This window comes from Paenibacillus jamilae (genome assembly GCF_050482105.1).
Lineage (GTDB): Bacteria > Bacillota > Bacilli > Paenibacillales > Paenibacillaceae > Paenibacillus > Paenibacillus jamilae_B.
The window spans coordinates 166780-188569 of the sequence record NZ_JBCNHI010000005.1 but is presented as its reverse complement, the minus strand read 5'-3'; the positions used below and the strand labels follow the sequence as shown (position 1 = coordinate 188569).

Sequence of the window (21790 nt, the reverse complement as noted above, 5' to 3'; positions counted from 1 at the left end):
AATTCATTTACACTAATGTTTAACCTATATTTTTATTTTTTCGTTTTCTTATACGCTTCTTCATACTCAGCAGTAATCCGTGCTCCGCCTGATTTTTTCCAGTTTTCTACAGCTGCTTTAAATCCGGCTTCATCAATTTCACCCATAATAAACTTGAAGGAGGCGTCGGTAATAATTTTCTCCAGCTCTGTTCCTTGTTCATTAGCGGTGGCTGAATCCAGTGGCACTGTCGGGTCCAGAACAGCAAATTTATTATTTTCTCGCACTAATTCATTAGCCATTTCCTTTTCTGGATTGGCATCCTTTAAGTTATAAGTCACTTCACTTGGTCTGGAGCTTGAAAACGGCTGAACATCTGCTTGCCATAAATCAGTATTCGTAATTTTGAAAGAACCATCTTTTTCGATTTTATAATGAGTACCTTCAATACCACCGGTCATGTACATATATACATCTTTGTCAATTAAATCATCTACAAATTGCAGCAGTCTCTTCAACTCAGCTTCCGTCTTTACTTCAGATTTCGGAAATGCCAGCAAGCCTCCTACCCCGCTTCCCTCAGACCATACATGATATTGGCCATCTCCATTCGAAATCTTGTTAACAGGTACGAGCTTCAGTCCTTTTTGTAAGCCCTGGGACAGGGTTCTGAGGTTAGAGATATCGATCATGCCTGTATAAATCCCTGCTTTACCTTGTGCAAATTGTTGTTGCTGGTCCGTTTTAGCGGTTACGGCAAAGTCTTTGGAGAGATACCCGTTTTTGTATAATTTATTGGAATACTTTAAGGTCTCCATATATTGAGGAGTATCAAATTCCGGCGTAAACTTGCCGTTTTCATCTACTTTCCAGCCATTAGGTGTCCCAAAGTAGGAACTTAAAGTTTTGAAGCTGCTATAACGCAGATCCGATCTGTCAACAAACCCAGTCGTATCATTTTTTCCATTGCCATCCGGATCATCTTCTGTAAACGCTCTCGCAACTTCATACAACTCATCCAGTGTGGTCGGCACCTTCAGTCCTAAGCGATCGAGCCAATCCTGACGAATGACCAGACCCGCCCGAGCCAGATTCTTCTGGAACGGAACACCATACAGCACCCCTTCAATAGAAGCGGCTTCGCGCACTTCAGGCGGGATCTTCTTCAGATTTTCATAATCATCCAAGTATTTGCCCACATCCCAGAATAGTCCTGATTTCAATGAACTACGCACTGATGAATTTGTCATCATCGTCAAAGTCACTATGTCTGCTAATTCACCAGAAGCCAGTGCGGTGGTAATTCTCTCTTCCTTGGAAGCATCCGGCACCCAGTTGAACGTAATTTTGGAATTGGTGTATTCTTCGATTTTGCTTTTAATCGTTTCTGTAGGTGGAGAGGCTGTATGCAATACGTTTAGCCAGGTAAATTCCAGTTTGGATTTGGGATCATAGGTTTGGCTGGCTTGGCCCTCAGCCCCCTTGTCACCACAAGCAGTTAGAAAAACACTCATGACCATAAGTCCGGCAAGAAGACCCGATACTCCCTTTTTCATCGCGGTTCTTTTCTTCATCGTGTTTGCTCCTTTTTGGTTTGTATATTCATGCCATATCTTCCTCTTTCACCAGAACCTCTCGCTCTATTTTGCTGAATACCTGGTGCGTCATCCACATCACGAGATAACCGATGATACTCGCTCCGGCAAAAGTTAGAATTCCTGGGTATAAGCCTAGAATCAATGCATAAAGCACGACAATGGCTACAAAAAGAACAAGTGTATATTGTAAATACGAAAATCCAATGACGATCGACATCTTGATCTTCAGCTTGATGCCTTTCCAATCATAGTGAGCCAGCAACGGAAAAATGTAGACCAAAGAGATTAGATACAAAAAGGCACCCATCAGTGTCACCACACGAACATACCAAGATGAGACGTTGACGATGTCCACGTAGAGCACGTAACCCACAAGGCTGTAAAGCCCGCCAATGATGGCTGCTTCCTTAAAGCTTTCTTTAAAGTGACGTACAAACGTCGAGAAAATGGCGACTTCCTCATTGCCCCGAATCCACTGCCTTAAAATACTAAGCATAGCAACGGTTGCTGGCCCTACACCTATAAAACCCAAGCCCAGGATTGTCGCAATCGTCCACAGCAAGTTAAGGTAGACCAGGCGTAGCAGGCGCATGCACCATTTGTTCATGTTTTCTACAAACCGTACCATTTTGCATCCTTCCCGTCGTCATTAGTAAACGCCGTCTTCACCAAATTTCTTAGCGAGTCGATTGGAGAACATAATCAGAATTAAGCCTACTACACCTTTAAAAAGTCCTACTGTCGTACTGAAACTTAATTGTCCATTCTTTAAGCCCGCAGTATAAATATAGGTGTCAAAGATTTCGGCAACCTCGCGGTTTAATGAGTTCAATAGTAGATACATATGCTCAAAGCCCAAATCCAGCGTGCTACCGATTTTCAAAATTAACAAAGTAATAATAACCGGGCGGATCGCTGGCAACGTAACGTGCCATGTCTTTCGCAAGCGTCCAGCGCCGTCCATCTCTGCTGCCTCATACAATTGTGTGTCCACCACTGTAATTGCAGATAAATAAATGATGGTAGACCAGCCGAGTTCCTTCCAGATCACCTGCCCGATATAGACCGTTCGCAGCCACTGCGGTGATGTTAAGAAGCTGATCTTCTCACCGCCTAGTGCGGCAATCATTTCATTCAGCACACCGCCGTCCACCGTCAGGAATACATAAGAAATCGAAACGATGATAACCCATGACATAAAATGCGGAATGTAGATAATGGTTTGAATAATGTTTTTGAAAAACATCTTCCTAACCTCGTTCAGCATAAGCGCCAATATGATGGGCAATGGAAAAAAGATTACAATATTCAGTGCAAATAAAACCAGCGTATTGCGAAGCAACATAAAAAATGTAGGCTCAGTAAACAAACGAATAAAATGCTTCATTCCTACCCATGGACTGCCTGTGATTCCCTGAAAAGCTTGATAATCCTGAAATGCAATTACCAATCCTCCCATTGGGAAGTACTTGAAAATAATGAAGTACACCAACCCGGGTAAAACCATCAGATAGAGCAGCTTGTGTTTTTGCATTCGTAAAAGGCTTTCCGTCGTTCTTTTGTTCTTTTTCATTTTCATCTTCATGTTTGGTGCGGGGACACTTGAAACTTTCATTAGTAGTTCGACCTCCTTCAAACGTTCCTGTATACGCTTTCAAGAGTACGTTATTTTCAGCATTCCGCATATAATCATCAAATGATAGCGTTTACAAAAATAGGCGAACAGCCTGCTTTACAGCCTTTTCACCTTAGCTAATGATTACTACACAACTTAATGATCATCCTCTTTTTTCTACGCTTAGAGAACACCTCAAGATTTGATTATATACGGAATTCATTGCTCTTGATAAGGTTTAAATGTAAACGATTACAAGGAGGTCACCCACATTGGAACAACCATTAATCAAACCAAAATTACGAAAAAAAGAATCACTGGGCAGTCGTATTTTCAACATTGTAAACAGTACACTTTTGATTCTCATTGCCCTCACTTGTCTCTTACCTTTTTTGAATATCATCGCCAGCTCATTTGCTTCAACTGAGGAAGTAGTGGCCAAGAAGTTCATTTTATTCCCTGTAACTTTTTCCCTGGATGCTTATCGCTATATCCTATCCACTCCAACCATTTTTAGAGGACTTGGGGTTTCGGTCGGAGTAACGATCGTGGGTACAGTTGTAAGTATGATTTTTACCGCTTTTATGGCTTATGGATTATCCCGAAAATATCTACTTGGCCGTAATACGATTAACTTCATTGTTGTGTTTTCTATGTTGTTTAGTGGGGGGATGATTCCGACATTCCTCGTGGTCAAAAGCATGGGGCTGATCAATTCGTATTGGTCCTTGATTCTGCCCGTGGCTATTAATGCATTTAACCTGATTATCATGCGTAACTTTTTTCAGGCATTGCCGGATGATTTGGAGGAATCGGCCAAGATGGACGGGTGCAACGATTTTGGTATCTTCTTTAAAATTATGTTGCCATTAGCCCTGCCTTCTATTGCAACCATTTCTTTATTCTACGCTGTTGCCTATTGGAATACTTATATGCACGCCATTCTCTATATCAATGACTCAGCCAAATGGCCAATTCAAGTGTTACTTCGCCAAATTGTTATCGTCTCCAGTGGTATGCAGGCAGAAGGAACTGCGGTAGATGTCATCCCGCCTGCGCAGACGATTAAGATGGCGGTCATTGTTATAGCGACCGTTCCGATGTTAATCGTGTATCCATTTGTGCAAAAGCACTTTGTCAAAGGAGCCTTGTTGGGGGCCGTTAAAGGTTAATTGGCTTGCTTCATCTTTCGATAAGCCCCTGGTGTAACCTGTTCTTTTTTCCGAAAAGAGCGGATAAAGTTTTGTGAATTATGATATTGCAGCCGCTCGGCGATTTCTTTAATCGTCATATCCGTCTCAACGAGCCATTTCTTGCTCATTTGCAGGCGATAGCCCATCAGATATTCACTAAACGTCGTTCCGTATTCTTTTTTGAAAATACTGCTTAAATAATTGGGATTGTAATGCAGTCGATCTCCAATAAGTTCTAATGATAATTCCTGGTCATATTCAGCTCGGATAATTGTGGCAATTTTCTCAGAGAGACAGCGGAATTGCTGGTTGGTCTTCTCCTTCATGCTTTTTACCATGGGGAAAATAACCTGCTCTAGCAGCATGCGTTCTATCTCCTCCGGGTTACGGATATCCAGCAAACGGTGATACAAGGCATGATTGTCTTGCGTTAGCAGCACTTCAATCCCTAATAGCTGCTCTAATTGGATAAGGTTATTCACAAACCGTACCAGCAGCACTTCAAAGTTCATGGAATGGTTGTTCTTTGTCATCATTTCCGCCAATAAGGAGTGTACGGTATGATAGACCTGCTCTTCATCTCCTATGCGGATGGCATCAAACAGTTTGGATTCCAATTCCGCAGGATAGTGAAGCAGCACCGGACCTGAAATGACCATGGAAATATCTTCATAAAAAATAATCGACTCTTTACCTAGGTTTAAACGGTGATGCAATGCTTGCTTGCTCATCTCACAAGCTTCTTTGCTTTCTAACAAGTTATCATACGCTGTGCTAATACCGATGCTGATGGATACATGCAAATACTCTTTTACATTCTGAATCAAAAGGGTCGCATGATCCAGCACTTGCTTTCTCATTTCCTGTGCACTCTTACCTGCCAAAATTAATATGGTAGCCTGGGTGTTGTCGTTCAAAATGATGGGAAGCATACGTTGCTGCTCTGGAATCGTTTCTTCTACAATTTTGTTAATAGCCAGCAGTAAAACATCCTTATCCGAAGGTTCTCGATCTCCCAGATTATCCAGTTGAACCAACAAGGTAATGTACATTTGATTCTCGATCTGCTGCGGGTACCCCAAACGTGGCATTTTTCGTGCCAATTCCTCTGCGGAAATACGTTTACGAAACAGGTTGAGAATCAATTGCGTTTCCAACTGTGGCATTTCGGACTGAATGAGACTTTCCAAGCTTTCCTTCTCCGTTACAATGTTGTCGATGGAATTAATAATCCACTCTATTTCATTTTTAGAAGGTTCATTTTTGAAAGCTAAATTAGGATTTTTTGGTAAGCTGCGTTTTATTTGCTGGAATGGCTTGGTAAAGTAAATGGCAATGATGTATGCCACCACGACAATTAAAAGCGTTAATACAAGGCCCATCATGATAATCCCAAATTTGGTCGTTTGAAACGCGTTTGCAATCTCTTTTTTATCTAATACCGTTAAGTAAGTCCAATTGTTGTAAGCAGATTTAGCATAAATGATTTGCCGCGCAGGCTGTTGCTTCGTTTTCTCCAATGTAAGCATGCCTGTATTGTCTGATTTAGCTGTAACTTGTGAAATGTGCTGAAGCTGCTGAGCTGACAATAAGGGAGTCGCAGGCTCCGTTTCGTACATTAAGTCGCCTTTGTTATTCAAAATAAACACAGGCATATGATCCTCTGTTTGAATGGTATGACTTAACGTCTGTGACGAAATATCAGATAACGCAATGGCCTGCTTCTTTTTGGAAAACACAGGCAAGGTATTCACAAAACGGATTCCTTTATCTGTTTTAATCCAGAAAAGCCCCTTATCCTGGTTGTCGATATAGGTACTAATCAGCTGTTCTCGTTCCGTTTTCGTCAAATAAGACAGGCTTCCATTGGAGATTCTCCAATTCTGATTTAGGCTGATCAGTGAATACTCCGTTCCTTCTAATCCCATCGTAGCAATATAATTGAGCTGGGTATTCACATTCCGGTACGCTACAAAATCTTTTTCTGTAATGGGATTTTTGACAACTTCATTAAAGGAAGAGGTCGTGCTATACGTATTGAAAGCGTACTCTATCGTTTGGATTTTCTGTTCCAGGCTATTTCTGATCTGCGCCATGTAGCTTTGCTTGGTATTGGAAACTCTCTCCACAACGGAGCTAATTGTTGTAAAATAGATGTAGCTGCCGAAGCTGGCCACTAATCCTATTCCCAAAACCAGAATCGTAATAAAAATAGTGTAGAACATTCTTCCTTTTTTCATTGCGCTCCCCCTTTGGTTCTTGGTATCACACCAAATTATAGCGCTTTCATAACAAGGTTTAAATCATTTTTTTCACGTGTGCATAGTTTTTTACATCCGTATCATTCCAATTTAAGTTGATTTAGTTTGGTTTGCGGCAGTTAAAAAGAAATTTGGAGGTCTCTTATGTTACATGTCGTTAGTTCTCAAGAACAGATTGTAAAAGAAGAATTTCCGTTAGACACTTCCTTTCTCTCCCTCTATCCCGTAGCAGCCCGTGAAGCCCGTCCTTTTGTATTGGTGTTACCTGGCGGTGGCTACGAGCACTTGGCCTCACATGAAGGAGAGCCGATCGCCCGGTGGTTAAATGAGTTAGGTATTCATGCGGGTGTGCTGGAGTATCAGGTTGGCGATTTCGAGATTACCTCCTTGTTGGAGGATGTAGAGCATGCCCTGCAATGGATTCGCCAAGCACCACATGACTGGCAAGTGATCCCTGATCAAGTGGGTCTCATCGGTTTTTCAGCTGGCGGTCACCTGGCCTCCATTGTCTCCACAATTGGAGTGGAAAAACCAAATCTTCTGATGCTGGGATACCCTGTCATTTCATTTCATGAACCTTATACACATCTTGGAAGCCGTACGCACTTTTTAGGGGGACAGCCGACCCCGGAGCAGCTTCAAGCCTTTTCATCCGATCGGCAAGTGACTACACAGACACCTCCGACTTTTATGTGGACAACGGCCAATGATGGCGCTGTACCAGTAGAAAATAGCCTGTTGTTCGCTTTCTCATTATCCAGAGAGCGTATTCCGTTTGAACTGCATGTATTTGAGGAAGGACGACACGGATTGGGACTGTCTGAGGACAACCTTGAATGCCGACAATGGCTCGACCTGGCGGAAACATGGCTACAAAAACATGGATATGCGCAGGCAAGACAGCAGATGACAACTCGACTGTTTATCGCAGGGGACTCTACTGCAGCTCAAAAAGGAGCAACCGAAAAACCGATGACAGGCTGGGGCGAACATTTGCAAGCTCATTTGGACTCTACTGTTCATGTGGATAATCGTGCCGTCAACGGACGAAGCACCAAATCTTTTATAGCAGAAGGGCGATTAGCTGATATTGAAAAAGATATTCAAGCTGGCGATTATTTGTTTATTCAATTTGGACATAATGACGAGAAAAAAGAAGACCCCACGCGCTACACCGATCCTGATGGAGAGTACCGATTAAACTTAATTCAATACATTCAGTCCGCTCGGGAACGTGGCGGAATTCCAGTGCTGTTAACCTCTGTAAGCCGCCGCCGCTTTACCGCAAACGGTGAACCTGATCCGCTGGCCGTAGGAGCCTATCCCGCTGCCATGAGACAAGTAGCCAAGGAAACCCAGACACCGTTGCTCGATATTTTCGAAGCATCACAGCAGCTTTATCGTTCCATGGGCGAAAAAGAGTCTAAGCTTCTATTTATGCATTTGCCTGAAAAAACGCACCCTAATTACCCAGCTGGTGTAGCCGATAATACCCATTTTTCTGACGAGGGCGCTAGGAAGATCGCCCAGTTGGTGGCAGAAGCGATCCGTCAAAGTACGGAGCTGTCTGCATTAAAACACCATATGGTTCAAAGGAACCTGGACAGCAGTGAGAGGCTTGCGCACCAACTTATCAACTGATATTAAGTGCCATACATGCACATACGAAAAACGGACCTCGGACGAATCACTCCGGCGTCCGTTTTTATTTTGTGTTATACAAAGATGGCCCAGCTATAGAGAATAGCTTAAAAATACAGTTTATTAAAATGAATTTCTTTAATTGTCATATTTTAATTATTTTGTATCTTATAGGACTTTAGAATCGTTTTATTGTATTTTTTTGACAACATTTGTCGAATAAAGTGAAATTAATAATTTCATATGGTATATTTTAGGAGCTCATATCATACATAAGGAGGATTTTTTTATGAATACTAAGAAAATATTATTATCAACAGCTATGTCTTTGGGACTCATTGGAAGTATTATTGTTCCTAGTGCGTCCGCAGCAGTAGGCCCTTCTCCAGAAATTACACCTATTGTACAAGTTAACGGAGTATACTACAGAACGGCTACGTTGCCACGTAATTATTCCTATGCGTTGTCAAATTATCCCGGGGATACTTATAAAGTGGCGAGCGGAAATGTCACCGTCTCCGCTTCCGGCGTAGTAACCACCACCACTGCAACGAATGCAAGAGTTGAGATTTACGCCGGTAACAGTAAATTGAGAATGGTATATACCGTTAAGGTAAACTAAAAAAAGCATTAAAAAAGCACTGTTCATTTATTCGAGCAGTGCTTTTTTGATTAGACCTAAATTCCTACTAGCTATACTGATGTATTATGAGATACTTCAAAATTAATGACTCGGAGACCTATAAAAAAAGACGGGCTGGGGTCACCCCTCTCTTCGCCAATCAATAAGATTAAAAAGAGGTTGAAAACAACAAAAAACCCTTGCTATGCAAGGGTTTTTGAGGAAATGGGCCCTAGTGGACTCGAACCACCGACCTCACCCTTATCAGGGGTGCGCTCTAACCAACTGAGCTAAGGGCCCTCAAAAAAATATGTATATTCACGTTACAGATTTGTAACAGCAACGTTAATTAATATACAACATTTTCTTGTGTTTCGTCAATAGTTTTTTGAAATTTTCTTTTATAAACCTATGGGATGAATCGGACACCATAACGACCTTTGCGCGAGCGGTACACCTCCACTGCGCGGGGATCATTGTAGCCATACATCCAGCCGTCGTGCTCCAGCCTTTTTGCCAAACACCCTGCCTGAAATTTAGTCGTGTACAGTCTGCCATAGTAAACCCAATACATCCGAACTCCCTCTTTTCACATGTATAGTAGGAGTTAGTGTAACCGGATCGAATTCGATTTACACAGCTTGATTTCTAACAATTTGCACTGGATGGCAATGAGTCTGTGGCGCACAACTTATTAGCTCCGTTGTCTCTAGTACTCAGCCTTATTTGCCGAAGGAAGCTGGGTCCTGGCGCCAGGAACGCAGCAGTTCCATTTCTTCCTGCTGAATGGTCCCCTCACGCAAGGCAACCTCCATCAAGGCGGTGTAATTGGACAAGGTTTGCAGCTTCACTCCTGCTTCTTCGAAAGCTTGGGTGGCTTTATCCAGCTGGTAGCTGAAAATAGCCAGTACAGCTAACGGCTCAGCGCCTGCTTGCTCTACAGCCTGGGCTGCTTTAATGGAGCTTCCCCCGGTAGAGATGAGGTCCTCGATAATCATAACCTTTTGTCCGGCGCTGATACGGCCTTCGATTTGGTTTTCCTTCCCGTGTCCTTTGGCTTTGTCTCTGACATAAGCCATTGGCAGATTTAGCTTTTGTGCCACCCAGGCGGCATGAGGAATCCCTGCTGTGGCTGTACCGGCAATAACTTCAGTCTCAGGGTATTGTTCACGAATGAGCGCCGCAAAAGAGTCTGCGATCAGTTCACGCACCTCCGGGTAGGACATAGTCAGGCGGTTGTCACAGTAGATAGGGGATTTAATACCTGATGTCCATGTAAAAGGCTGCTGTGGACGCAGTGCCACCGCCTGAATGCGTAACAGATGGGATGCGATTTGCTCTGGTATATTGTTTAATGTAGTCATACTTGTATCATCTCCTCAATAATATGTTTTGCTGCTTCGCGTGGGTCTGGTGCCGCCGTGATCGGCCGTCCAACGACGATATAGCTGCTGCCTTGGGCAATCGCTTGTCCGGGTGTAAGCACACGCGACTGATCACCTGTAGCGCTGCCTGCCGGACGTATGCCCGGGGTGATGGTTTTAAAGTCAGATCCGCATACCGCACGAATCGCAGGCACTTCTAATGGGGATGCTACCACACCATCCAGTCCAGCCTCACGTGTCAATTGTGCATAACGAACGACAGCATCCTGCACCGTGCCCGGAATGCCCAACTCTGTATTCATGGTCGTCTGATCCGTGCTGGTCAGCTGTGTGACTGCAATAATGAGCGGCATGGCAAGTGAGTTGTCCGCGGAAATGGCTGCTTCGGCTCCGGCTCTGGCAGCCGACATCATACTGCGGCCTCCGGCAGCGTGTACATTGAACATATCCACCCCTAAGCGGGTAATACTCTCCGCCCCTCCCCGTACCGTGTTGGGGATATCATGCATTTTCAAATCTAGGAATACGGAGTATCCTCTTGATTTTAATTGCTCTACAAAAGCTGGTCCCGCGCTATAAAACAACTGCATACCCACTTTTATATAACAAGGAATTCCCTCTAACTGTCGAATTAACTGCTCAGCCTGTTGTGCATCCGGGTAATCTAGCGCAACCATCAGCCGTCCTGCCATCTGCTGAAATGCTTCGTTCACCGTTCTACATCCCCTTTTCACATTACTTCGGGTAAATTTGCCCGTGATAAAGGACATCCGCCAGCAAATGCTGATGAATGTCCTCCCCATTACTAACTATTTTTTCTATCTATTCTAACTCGTTAGTTGCTCAGCACTGGCATCGATTCTGATGTAAAGTTGATCGTCTCCAGCATTTTCAACAAGGCGCGCACTGTATCCAGCGAGGTCATGCAGACAACACCATTCTCCACCGCTTCACGTCGAATGCGGAACCCGTCACGCTCTGGAGTTTTGCCTTTGGTCAGTGTATTGAAGACAAAGTTGGCTTCACCAGTGCGGATCATATCCAAAATATTCGGATTGCCCTCACTTAGCTTGTTAACTGTGTTCACTGGAATGTTGGCCTGTTCCAATGCAGCTGCCGTTCCACCTGTAGCAATAATTTTGTAGCCCAGTCTATAAAAGCCCTGCATCAGCTCGACCGCTTCTTCCTTATCCTTATCCGCTACTGTGATGATGATCGCCCCAGTAGATGGAATTTTCATACCTGCGCCTACCAGTCCCTTGTATAATGCTTTGGCGTACTGGATATCGCGTCCCATAACTTCACCTGTAGATTTCATTTCAGGACCCAGTGTCGGCTCTACACGACGCAGCTTGGCAAAGGAGAATACAGGAACCTTAACCGAGACATAATTACTTTCAGGCCATAGTCCTTCCGTATAGCCTGCATCTTTGAGCTTACCGCCCAAAATGGCCTGTGTCGCCAGGTTTGCCATCGGAATATTCGTTACTTTGCTCAGGAAAGGAACCGTCCGTGAGGAACGAGGGTTAACCTCGATGACATACACCTCATCCTGATGAATGACGAACTGAATGTTTACCAGACCAATCGTTTTCAATTCCTTGGCGATGCTGATCGTAATACCCACGATTTTTTGCTTCAGCTCGTCAGACAAGTGTTGTGGCGGATACACTGCGATCGAGTCACCTGAGTGAACCCCTGCCCGTTCCACATGTTCCATAATCCCAGGTACCAAGACTGTTTCACCGTCACAGATGGCGTCAACCTCAACTTCTTTGCCCAGCATATAACGGTCGATGAGCACAGGGTGTTCCGGATTGATTTTAACCGCTTCTTCCATGTACCGCAGCAATTCCGTATCTGAATACACAATTTCCATAGCACGCCCGCCCAGGACGTAGGATGGACGTACCAGAACCGGATAGCCCAATGCTTGGGCAGTTCCTACCGCTTCATCTACCGAAGTGACCGTATTGCCTTTAGGCTGTGCGATAGCAAGGCGAGACAGAAGCTGTTCGAACTTTTTCCGGTCTTCTGCTTCATCGATACTTTCCAGACTCGTACCCAAAATATTCACGCCTGCCGCGCTAAGTGGAGCTGCGAGGTTAATCGCTGTTTGACCACCGAACTGGACGATGACGCCAATTGGTTTTTCCTGCTCGATAACATTCATTACATCTTCGAAGAAAAGTGGCTCAAAGTAGAGACGGTCAGATGTGTTAAAGTCTGTAGATACAGTCTCCGGATTGTTATTAATAATTACCGCTTCGTAACCCGCTTTTTGAATAGCCCACACCGCATGCACAGTAGAGTAGTCAAATTCAATCCCCTGCCCGATTCGGATGGGTCCTGAGCCGAGTACGATGACTTTCTCTTTGTTAGATGGAATCACTTCGTTTTCCACCTCATAAGAGGAGTAGTAGTACGGCGTTGTGGCTTCAAACTCGGCCGCGCACGTATCTACCATTTTGTAGACAGGACGCAGGTTTTGATTTAGACGGAATTCACGAACCTCGGGTTCGGTTGTCATACTCTTGCGTTGACCCATACTGCGAAGCTCGGCGATGGAGCGGTCAGTAAATCCTTTTCGTTTGGCCTGATAGAGGGTTTCATAAGTTAGCTCAGACTCTTCTGCGATCGTGGCTTCGAATCTGACAATTCCCTCTATCTTATCAAGGAACCACCAATCGATTTTGGTTATATCCTGAATATCCTGTTGCTTCCAGCCACGACGGAATGCTTCGGCTACCAAGAACAAGCGTTCATCATCTGCTTTACTCAGGCGATCCTTGAGCACTTCATCAGATAGTTGATCGGCGTCCTTGAGATGCAGGCGATGCACACCAATCTCCAGAGAACGAACCGCTTTATGGATAGACTCTTCAAATGTACGTCCGATGGCCATAACTTCACCAGTTGCTTTCATTTGAGTGCCAAGTTTGCGGTTGGCAGAAATGAACTTATCAAATGGCCAGCGTGGTATTTTACTCACGATGTAATCCAATGTCGGCTCAAAGCAAGCATATGTTTGTCCCGTTACCGGATTCACAATTTCATCCAGTGTGTAGCCTAGTGCAATTTTGGCAGCCATTTTGGCAATCGGATACCCAGTCGCCTTGGAAGCCAATGCCGAGGAACGACTCACCCGTGGGTTGACCTCAATCACGTAGTATTGATAGCTATGCGGGTCCAGCGCAAACTGTACATTACAGCCGCCTTCGATATTGAGGGCGCGGATAATTTTCAGTGAAGCGGAACGCAGCATTTGATACTCACGATCTGACAGCGTCTGGCTCGGTGCTACCACGATACTGTCACCAGTGTGCACGCCGACCGGATCGAAGTTTTCCATATTGCAGACCACGATACAGTTGTCATTACCGTCACGCATGACTTCATACTCGACTTCCTTCATACCTGCGATACTTTTTTCAACCAAGCATTGTCCGATTGGACTGTAACGCAAGCCAGAGCTTACTGTTTCACGCAATTCTTCTTCTGTAGCACAGATCCCACCGCCTGTACCTCCCAGCGTATAAGCCGGGCGAACGATAATGGGATAACCGATTTCGTTAGCAAATTCCAGCGATTCTTCCAGTGTCGTTACAATTACACTCTCCGGTACTGGCTGTTCCAACTCACGCATCAGGTCGCGGAACAAGTCACGGTCTTCGGCTTTTTCAATTGAATTCAGTTGAGTTCCCAGCAGCTTAACGTTTTCGCGCTCCAACACCCCAGCGCGTGCCAGTTCTACTGCCATGTTCAGACCTGTCTGTCCTCCCAACGTAGGAAGTAGACCATCTGGACGCTCCTGGCGAATAATCTGTGTTACAAAGTCCAGTGTAATCGGCTCGATGTATACTTTATCTGCCATATTGGTATCTGTCATGATGGTTGCCGGATTACTATTGATCAGTACTACCTCGACGCCTTCTTCCTTGAGCGCTTGACAAGCTTGTGTACCAGCGTAATCGAATTCTGCTGCCTGACCAATGACGATAGGACCGGAACCAATCACGAGTATTTTTTTAAGTTCTGTATTTTTCGGCATATTAGCGCTCTCCTCTCACTGCGGCGGCGATGGCAGCCTGACGTGGTTGCTGTGGTTGATTTCTTTTGTGCTCACGGATCATTTCCAGAAAACGGTCAAACAGATAGCCATTATCGTAAGGACCAGGTGCAGCCTCTGGATGGTATTGCACCGAAAACGCAGGATACTTCGTATGTTTAAGACCCTCGATCGTTTTATCGTTGTTGTTAATATGCGTCACTTCAAGCTCAGTTCCTTGGATCGAATCCTCATTCACTGTGTAGCCATGATTTTGTGATGTGATAAAGCAGCGTCCGCTCTCCAGTTCTTTTACCGGGTGGTTACCACCGCGATGTCCGAATTTCAGCTTTTCCGTATCAGCGCCCGAAGCCAAGGCAAACAACTGGTGTCCTAAGCAAATTCCGAAAATTGGGTATTCACCTAGCAGTTCAGCCACCGTCCGAACGGCATGTGGTACGTCTTTCGGATCTCCAGGACCGTTGGACAGCTGAATACCGTCTGGATCTAAGCGACGAATTTCCTCGGCAGTCGTATCATGTGGAACGACAACCACATCGCAATCCCGTTTATTCAGTTCGCGCAGGATGCCGCTTTTCGCACCATAGTCAATCAATACGATCCGTTCTCCGTTGCCAGGACTGCTATACGGATGAGGTGTAGAAGTCAAAGGAACCTGATTGCGCAGTTCTTCGATGGTCAGATCGGACATCATTTCTTTTAATTCTTCCACCGGCTGGGAACCGGTCGTCAAAATGCCCTTCATTGTACCATGATGGCGAATAATCCGGGTGAGCATGCGGGTGTCGATGTCGCTAATGCCTATGATGCCATATTCCTTCAGCAAATCGCCCACGCTGTATTGAGCACGCCAGTTACTTGGCGCTGGCTCGTAATGTCGAACAGCAAAGCCATGGACATAAGGCCGTACCGATTCAAAATCATCACGAGTTATTCCGTAGTTTCCAATCAGCGGGTAAGTCATGGTTACGATTTGTCCGCAATAAGAGGGATCCGTCAGCACCTCTTGATAGCCTGTAATCCCTGTGTTGAAAACGACTTCGCCTGTTTTTTCACCTTCCGCACCAAATGATGTGCCTGTAAACAGCGTGCCGTCCTGAAGTAACAATCTTGCCTGCATCCCGTCTCACTCCTCTATATTGTTTCCTGCTATAAGGTTCTATTTTTTAAGTAGTTGTGTATTATTGCGCTTCGTCAGCAGACCATACCAGTTTGCCATCTACCCAAGTTTTCACGGGCCAGCCTTTGAGCTTCCAGCCTGTAAAAGGAGTGTTGCGTCCTTTGCTGGCAAACGTTTGTGGATCAACTGCCTGCTCCTGCTCCAGGTCAATCATGGTCAGGTCAGCAGTTGCTCCCTCTTCGAGGCGTCCTGTATCAAGTCGGAAGACACGCGCCGGGTCAGCCGTCATGCGGCGTACCAGAAAGTCCAGCGTCCATTGCCCGGTAGCTACAAATTTTGTGTATAGCAGTGGGAAGGCTGTCTCAAATCCGACGATTCCAAATGGTGCCATCTCCAACCCTTTTGCCTTCTCTTCCTCGCTGTGTGCTGCATGGTCAGTTACGATGATATCAATCGTACCGTCCTCCAGCCCCTCGATGCATGCCTGTACATCACGCGGGGAGCGTAGCGGAGGATTCATTTTCCAGTTGGCATCCAGTCCAGGAATGTCCTCATCGGACAATACCAAGTGATGCGGGCATACCTCGGCAGTGACCTTGATACCAAAGGATTTGGCATGGCGGATCAATCGCACCGATTGCTCTGTGCTCACATGGCATACATGATAATGTGCCCCGGTTGCCTCGGATAGCAGGATATCACGTCCGACATGGATCGCCTCAGATTCATTGGGTATACCTTTGAGCCCGTGGCGCTTGGCAAATTCACCGTCTGTCACCGCTGCTCCTACAACAAGTGTGTTATCTTCACAGTGTGCAATGACCGGCATATCCAGCGCTTTGGCTCGTGACATGGCATCCTTCATCATTTGTGCACTCTGCACTCCGACTCCATCATCCGTAAAGCCGATTGCACCTGCTGCTTTGAGCGCTTCAAAATCCGTCAGTTCACGTCCCAGTTCGTTTTTCGTGATGGCTGCATAAGGAAGCACCTTGGCGAGCCCAGCCTCTTGCCCTTTTTTCAATACCAGTTGAACTGTGTCCACATTGTCCGTCACCGGACGTGTGTTTGGCATGCAGGCAATCGTGGTAAATCCACCTTTTACCGCAGCGCGGCTGCCTGTTTCGATTGTTTCTTTATATTCAAAGCCAGGTTCTCTCAGATGCACATGCATGTCGATTAGACCAGGGATGACCAGCTTTCCCTGGGCGTCGATTTTTTCGACTTCGAGCTCTTGCCCGGATGCCCCTTCCTCCATAATGAGGCTAATTCCGGCTTCCGCATTTGCGATAGCCACAATTTTTCCGTCAGCGATGAGGATGGATTTTAATTCCGTCTCGCCCTGCTCGTTCAATACGCTTGCATTCATAATTAATTGTTTCATCTGAAATATTCCTCCGCTCAGGTTTTTTACAACTTTTTATCCTACGATTCTGCTGACAGTTTCTACAGCTTCATTGCCCGTTCCATAACCGCCATGCGAATTGGAACCCCGTTGGCCATTTGCGGAAAAATTCGCGATTGTTCGCTTTCCACAACTGCACTGTCAATCTCCACATTTCGATTCACTGGAGCCGGGTGCATGATAATTGTTCCGGACTTAAGGCCCGCTGCTCTTTCTTCTGTCAAACCGTACTGCTCTCGATACTCATCCGCTGAGCGCAACATTCCTTCAGCATGCCGTTCCAACTGCACCCGCAGCATCATGACTACGTCTGCCTGCAATGCTTCTTGCATCGGCACATAAGGCGCGTACGTTGCAAGATCAGATGCCTGCATATTGTCTGGTGCACAGAAGCTAACCTTGGCTCCGAATTTTTGCAAAGCCCACAGGTTCGAGCGAGCTACCCGGCTGTGCAGAATGTCTCCTATGATGGATACTCTCAAGCCTTTAAGCTCACCGAAAGTTTTGCGCATGGTGTAAAGGTCTAGCAGAGCTTGCGTTGGATGCTCATTGTTGCCGTCCCCCGCATTAACCAGCGGGACACTGACCTTTTCAGCAAGCTCTTGCAGCACTCCGGCTGGCTTTAACCGGATGACTCCAGCATCAATGCCCATGGATTCGAGCGTACGCACAGTATCGTAAATGGACTCCCCTTTTTCTACACTGGAAGCCGCAGCAGAAAAGTTCAAAACCTGAGCGCCGAGTCGCTTCTCCGCCATTTCAAAGGAAAAGCGTGTGCGTGTACTATTTTCAAAAAACATGTTGGCCGCGAAGCGTGACTGTAGAACTGGAATTAGTTTTTGCGGCTGTGATTCCCAATACTGAGCACGATCCAAAATCGACTCAATTTCATTTCGGCTAAGTTCTTTTAATCCGAGCAGGCTACGTTCTCTAAGTTGACTGGCTGTTGTGATCATACCTATTCCCCCCGGTTCTGAATGATCGTCACTTCGTCCTTACCGTCCGTCTCTTGAAGTGCAACTACGATTTCTTCAGATTTGGAGGTCGGGATGTTCTTGCCGATGTAATCCGGACGAATCGGAAGCTCACGGTGTCCGCGATCTGCTAGCACGGCCAGCTGGATCATTTGCGGTCGTCCGCAGTCCATCAAAGCATCCATCGCCGCGCGAATGGTGCGGCCTGTGTACAGCACATCGTCAAAGAGAATGACTTTCTTATCATGAACCGATATGTCGGCAGGATTCATCAAAAGCTCTTTACCATTTCCTTTAGCCTCGGCAACGCTGCTTCGGTCATCCCGGTAGGCTGTGACATCCAGTTCTCCCCACGGAATCGGTGCGCCTTCAATTTCAGCAATTTTTTCAGCCAAGCGCTGCGCCAGATGAACTCCGCGTGTTCGAATACCTACTAGCACACAATCGTCAATACCTTTGTTTTTCTCCAAAATTTCATGTGCAATCCGCGTTAATGCCCGACGAATCGCAATTTCATCCATCAGTACATGTGTTTCACTACTCATGCTTCCAGCCTCCTCAGGTGATGTTCCCTTCAGACCTGGTCCCGTGTTCGGATACAAAAAAGACTCCTTGCCCAAGTTTGGCAAGGAGTCTCGTGTGAACAGTCTTCCACTGTTCTCCGATCTGTCGGACACACTGAAGACATACCGCCGCAGCGGATGCACTGATCAGTGATCCATTCACGTTACCTTGCCAGCCTCACGGGACTGATTTAAAGGTGCTATTCAGGATTTCCTTTGTCCTGCTTCTTATAGTGCGAGATGGTTAGCCATCTCTTGGACAAAGTTCATCGCAACTACAAGAAGTATGACAGATTGAAAATCTCATGTCAACACCCGTTCAACCGGAACCACCGGAAGCACTTTAATAATTATACATCTTAGTTGTATAATTATCCATAGTTGTTTTTACCCATTCCTATTTAGACAATAAAAAAACCGCCATTTAGGCGGTTTTACTTAATAACTTATTCAAATTTTTGAATAGGAATGCAAAACATCATGGTTTTAGCGACTACGCAAGGAGGCTAATACATCCTCCATATCAGGAGGGATCGGTCTGCTAAATTCCAGGTACTCTCCAGTAGTTGGATGCTTAAATCCCAGTACCGCCGCGTGCAGTGCCTGACCATCCATACGAACCCCTTTACTGCGCCCATACATGGGATCACCAACCAGCGGATGTCCAATGAATTTCATGTGAACACGAATTTGGTGTGTGCGCCCTGTCTCCAATTGAAGTTCAAGCAGGGTATAATCCCCTAACCGTTCAATGACGAGAAAATGGGTAACTGCATGCTTGCTGTTGCGTTCCGTAACCGTGAACATTTTACGATCACCTGAATCACGACCGATCGGAGCATCTACGGTTCCCTGATCGTGGCTCAAATGACCATGGACCAATGCTATATATTTTCGAGTCACGCTATGATCCTTAAGCTGGGCTGCAAGTGATGCATGGGCCTGATCATTTTTAGCCGCCATCAGCAGTCCAGATGTATCCTTATCAATCCGGTGAACAATACCTGGACGTAATTCTCCGTTAATGCCGGAAAGATCATGGCAATGATACATCAGTGCGTTGACCAGTGTTCCCGAGGAGTGTCCTGGTGCAGGATGCACGACTAAACCACGTTGCTTGTTAATAACAATAACGTCTGAATCCTCATACACAACATCTAGCGGAATATTTTCCGGTATAATATCTACACTTTCCGGCTCAGGTATCGATAGTACAATACGATCTCCTTCAGCCAGCTTGTAATTCGCTTTGATCACCGCACCGTTCACCAGCACGCGACCATCCCCAATCCATAGCTGAATCTGGGAACGAGACACATCCTTCATTTCTTCGGCGATGTATTTGTCTATACGTGTTTTGGCATCCTCCGAACCTGCTGTCCATTCCAGAGATTCACCCTCCAGTTCGTCCTCATAAGACAAACCTGTGGCTTCGCCGCTTTCATTCACTTCGTTCATGCTATGACTTCCCTTCAACGCTATCCATGCCATTCCCTTTTCCCCGCCGCGATTCCAGCAATGTATCCAAAATAATCAGTGCAACACCGATGACAATCGCCGAGTCCGCTACATTAAAAATCGGGAATGTATAGCTTCCAAAATTGAATTGTGCAAAATCAACCACTTCTCCAGAAATAGCCCGATCCAAAAAATTACCGACCGCTCCCCCAAGCACCAAACTTAGCGCAACAGGAAGTAGCTTCTGCCCAGCTCTAACTGTCTTTCTCAGGTACCATACGATACCGATCACTACTACAATTGTAATCACGATAAAAAGCCAACGTTGCCCTTCCAAAATCCCAAAAGCAGCTCCACGATTACGATGGGAGGTGATTAGAAAGAAATTGCCGATGACCGGTATTTGCTCGTACAATTCCATCCGCGTAGCCACCAAATATTTAACTCCCTGATCAATCAAAAAAATAATTAGCGCAATACCAAAATAAATCACAGTCCTTCGTCACTCCGATCTGCTTATATCCGTTGTCGAACCCATTTATTGTAGCATAAGCCTTCTCAGATCGTCCACGAATCCCGCAGGCTATCGAGCATAGTCCTTTGCATGGAATCATTTGATTAGAATTTCCTATGTAAAAGAGGCCTTCCCGGTGCACACTACAAGGAGCATATCCGACACAACACATGCATGAAACCTAGAATAAGGAGAGGATTCCATGTCCCCATTGACGGACCAACAATTGCAGGGCTTGCGCAACGAACTGCTGGAACGCAAAAAGGAAATTGAGCATCGTTTACAAAACAGCGACCATTATGGACTCGGCGATTCTCAACGCGATCAAACCGGTGAGCTTTCTCCCATTGATAACCATCCAGGCGATCTGGCGACCGAAACTTATGAACGAGCCAAGGACATTTCCTTGCTGGAACATGACGAGTTTCAATTGGAACGTATCAATTCAGCCTTGATGGCTATGGACAAGGGAACCTATGGTATCTGCGCTGCTAGTGGTAAGCCCATTCCTTATGAAAGATTGCTGGCAGTTCCCTATACCATTTATTGCAAAGAATACAGTCCTGAAACAGAAGTATCCAACAACCGTCCAGTCGAGGAAGAATTTCTCGCTCCTGCGTTCGGTAGAACAAGCCTGGATGAGCGTGAAGAACAAAACGGCTTTGACGGTGAAGATGCTTGGCAGATCGTTGAGAATTGGGGTACCTCTAACACGCCCGCCATGGCGGAAAGTGGAGAAGTCCACAGCTATGATGATATGGAAATTGAAGCCGGCGATGATAATATGGGCTTCGTAGAGCCATATGAAAGCTTTGTCGCTACTGACATTTATGGAAGAAATGTATCCATTGTTCGCAGTTCTATTTATCAGCGATATATAGAAGATGGCGAGGGTGAAGGTTTGTTGGAGCCAGATATGCATGAGGACGAATCATAGCCTAGAAGCGAGCCGTCCTAGTAGGTGGTAAGCTCTAATTGTCGCTGGACGATCCGTACAATATCAGCGATATAATCACCGATAATCGGCAAATTCAGCGCTCCGAGCACTTGCAGCACATAAATAATGGTAGCTGCAAAAAAGGTAAATCCTAGCGCGATGCCGACTCCTCGGGAAATTCCAGATATTAGATTTAGCCAAAGTAATCGCCAAGGCTTATTCAGCAGCAAAGCGTAATCCGCAATACGTGTTCGTTCCATTTGCTCTGACACAGCCTGTACCAGCTTTTCCACACGACTTAGTTTCTCAGCCTGTTCACCTGCCAGTCCCTTATCCGAGGCTACGACGGTCCCTTCTCCGTTCATCCCTCGGGTACCCCTCCCCCGTGTACGCCTTGACCGTGCTGTCATATGCACAATCCCCCTTTTCCCATAGCTGCCCCGAACGCAGCAAACG

At 45.7% G+C, this 21790-nt stretch carries 19 protein-coding genes and 1 tRNA gene; 4 read left to right on the top strand and 16 right to left on the bottom strand.

Translation table 11 applies throughout. The annotated features are described in order from the left end of the window. Positions 1-32: 32 nt before the first annotated feature. Genes ABEW32_RS04605 through ABEW32_RS04595 form a run of 3 tightly spaced genes read right to left on the bottom strand, consistent with a single transcriptional unit; the run spans position 33 to position 3192 of the window. On the bottom strand, positions 33-1553 hold the full coding sequence (locus ABEW32_RS04605) for an extracellular solute-binding protein (RefSeq protein ID WP_430185118.1): 1521 nt from the start codon (positions 1551-1553) through the stop codon (positions 33-35). Between the two features lie 28 nt (positions 1554-1581). Continuing rightward, positions 1582-2205: a YesL family protein gene (locus ABEW32_RS04600; RefSeq protein ID WP_430185116.1), complete on the bottom strand. Its 624-nt coding sequence runs from the start codon at positions 2203-2205 to the stop codon at positions 1582-1584. Between the two features lie 21 nt (positions 2206-2226). Then, positions 2227-3192, bottom strand: coding sequence for an ABC transporter permease (locus ABEW32_RS04595; RefSeq protein WP_430185114.1), 966 nt, complete (start codon positions 3190-3192; stop codon positions 2227-2229). A 272-nt stretch (positions 3193-3464) separates the two neighbouring features. On the opposite strand from ABEW32_RS04595, the gene ABEW32_RS04590 reads away from it, so the two are divergent. Beyond that, entirely contained in the window at positions 3465-4364 is a 900-nt protein-coding gene (locus ABEW32_RS04590) for a carbohydrate ABC transporter permease (protein WP_165079609.1), read from the top strand. Here ABEW32_RS04590 and ABEW32_RS04585 read toward each other — a convergent pair. After that, entirely contained in the window at positions 4361-6625 is a 2265-nt protein-coding gene (locus tag ABEW32_RS04585) for a helix-turn-helix transcriptional regulator (protein WP_430185112.1), read from the bottom strand. The genes ABEW32_RS04590 and ABEW32_RS04585 overlap by 4 nt on opposite strands. Positions 6626-6790: 165 nt before the next feature. Between ABEW32_RS04585 and ABEW32_RS04580 the strand changes: the two genes are divergently transcribed. Further along, on the top strand, positions 6791-8287 hold the full coding sequence (locus ABEW32_RS04580; RefSeq protein WP_430185110.1) for a GDSL-type esterase/lipase family protein: 1497 nt from the start codon (positions 6791-6793) through the stop codon (positions 8285-8287). Positions 8288-8576: 289 nt separating this feature from the next. Further along, entirely contained in the window at positions 8577-8909 is a 333-nt protein-coding gene (locus ABEW32_RS04575; protein ID WP_430185108.1) for a hypothetical protein, read from the top strand. Positions 8910-9135: 226 nt separating this feature from the next. Here the strand turns inward: ABEW32_RS04575 and ABEW32_RS04570 are convergent. The 11 genes from ABEW32_RS04570 to lspA all read right to left on the bottom strand — a co-directional run bounded on the left by ABEW32_RS04570 (position 9136) and on the right by lspA (position 20376). Next, a tRNA-Ile gene (locus ABEW32_RS04570) sits at positions 9136-9209 on the bottom strand. A gap of 109 nt (positions 9210-9318) precedes the next feature. Continuing rightward, on the bottom strand, positions 9319-9483 hold the full coding sequence (locus ABEW32_RS04565) for a hypothetical protein (protein WP_010345444.1): 165 nt from the start codon (positions 9481-9483) through the stop codon (positions 9319-9321). A gap of 148 nt (positions 9484-9631) precedes the next feature. Then, positions 9632-10273, bottom strand: coding sequence for an orotate phosphoribosyltransferase (gene pyrE / locus ABEW32_RS04560; RefSeq protein WP_430185106.1), 642 nt, complete (start codon positions 10271-10273; stop codon positions 9632-9634). Continuing rightward, positions 10270-11064, bottom strand: a complete 795-nt coding sequence (gene pyrF / locus ABEW32_RS04555; RefSeq protein WP_430185104.1) for an orotidine-5'-phosphate decarboxylase — start codon at positions 11062-11064, stop codon at positions 10270-10272. Before pyrF ends, pyrE begins: the two co-directional genes overlap by 4 nt. A 65-nt stretch (positions 11065-11129) precedes the next feature. After that, on the bottom strand, positions 11130-14345 hold the full coding sequence (carB, locus tag ABEW32_RS04550) for a carbamoyl-phosphate synthase large subunit (protein WP_430185102.1): 3216 nt from the start codon (positions 14343-14345) through the stop codon (positions 11130-11132). Position 14346: 1 nt separating this feature from the next. Further along, on the bottom strand, positions 14347-15483 hold the full coding sequence (carA, locus tag ABEW32_RS04545) for a glutamine-hydrolyzing carbamoyl-phosphate synthase small subunit (RefSeq protein ID WP_430185100.1): 1137 nt from the start codon (positions 15481-15483) through the stop codon (positions 14347-14349). Positions 15484-15544: 61 nt separating this feature from the next. Beyond that, complete coding sequence (locus ABEW32_RS04540) at positions 15545-16867, bottom strand: dihydroorotase (RefSeq protein ID WP_430185098.1); 1323 nt, start codon at positions 16865-16867, stop codon at positions 15545-15547. Between the two features lie 62 nt (positions 16868-16929). Then, a complete protein-coding gene (locus ABEW32_RS04535) occupies positions 16930-17844 on the bottom strand; it encodes an aspartate carbamoyltransferase catalytic subunit (RefSeq protein ID WP_430185096.1) in 915 nt (304 codons plus the stop codon). 2 nt (positions 17845-17846) lie between these two features. Continuing rightward, positions 17847-18407, bottom strand: a complete 561-nt coding sequence (gene pyrR, locus ABEW32_RS04530; RefSeq protein WP_430185093.1) for a bifunctional pyr operon transcriptional regulator/uracil phosphoribosyltransferase PyrR — start codon at positions 18405-18407, stop codon at positions 17847-17849. A gap of 504 nt (positions 18408-18911) precedes the next feature. Continuing rightward, on the bottom strand, positions 18912-19883 hold the full coding sequence (locus tag ABEW32_RS04525; RefSeq protein ID WP_430185091.1) for an RluA family pseudouridine synthase: 972 nt from the start codon (positions 19881-19883) through the stop codon (positions 18912-18914). Position 19884: 1 nt separating this feature from the next. After that, entirely contained in the window at positions 19885-20376 is a 492-nt protein-coding gene (gene lspA, locus ABEW32_RS04520; protein ID WP_430185089.1) for a signal peptidase II, read from the bottom strand. Between the two features lie 223 nt (positions 20377-20599). On the opposite strand from lspA, the gene ABEW32_RS04515 reads away from it, so the two are divergent. Beyond that, complete coding sequence (locus ABEW32_RS04515; RefSeq protein ID WP_430185087.1) at positions 20600-21334, top strand: TraR/DksA C4-type zinc finger protein; 735 nt, start codon at positions 20600-20602, stop codon at positions 21332-21334. 17 nt (positions 21335-21351) lie between these two features. Here ABEW32_RS04515 and ABEW32_RS04510 read toward each other — a convergent pair whose 3' ends face one another. Next, positions 21352-21744, bottom strand: coding sequence for a DUF5665 domain-containing protein (locus tag ABEW32_RS04510; protein WP_430185085.1), 393 nt, complete (start codon positions 21742-21744; stop codon positions 21352-21354). Positions 21745-21790: the final 46 nt, after the last annotated feature.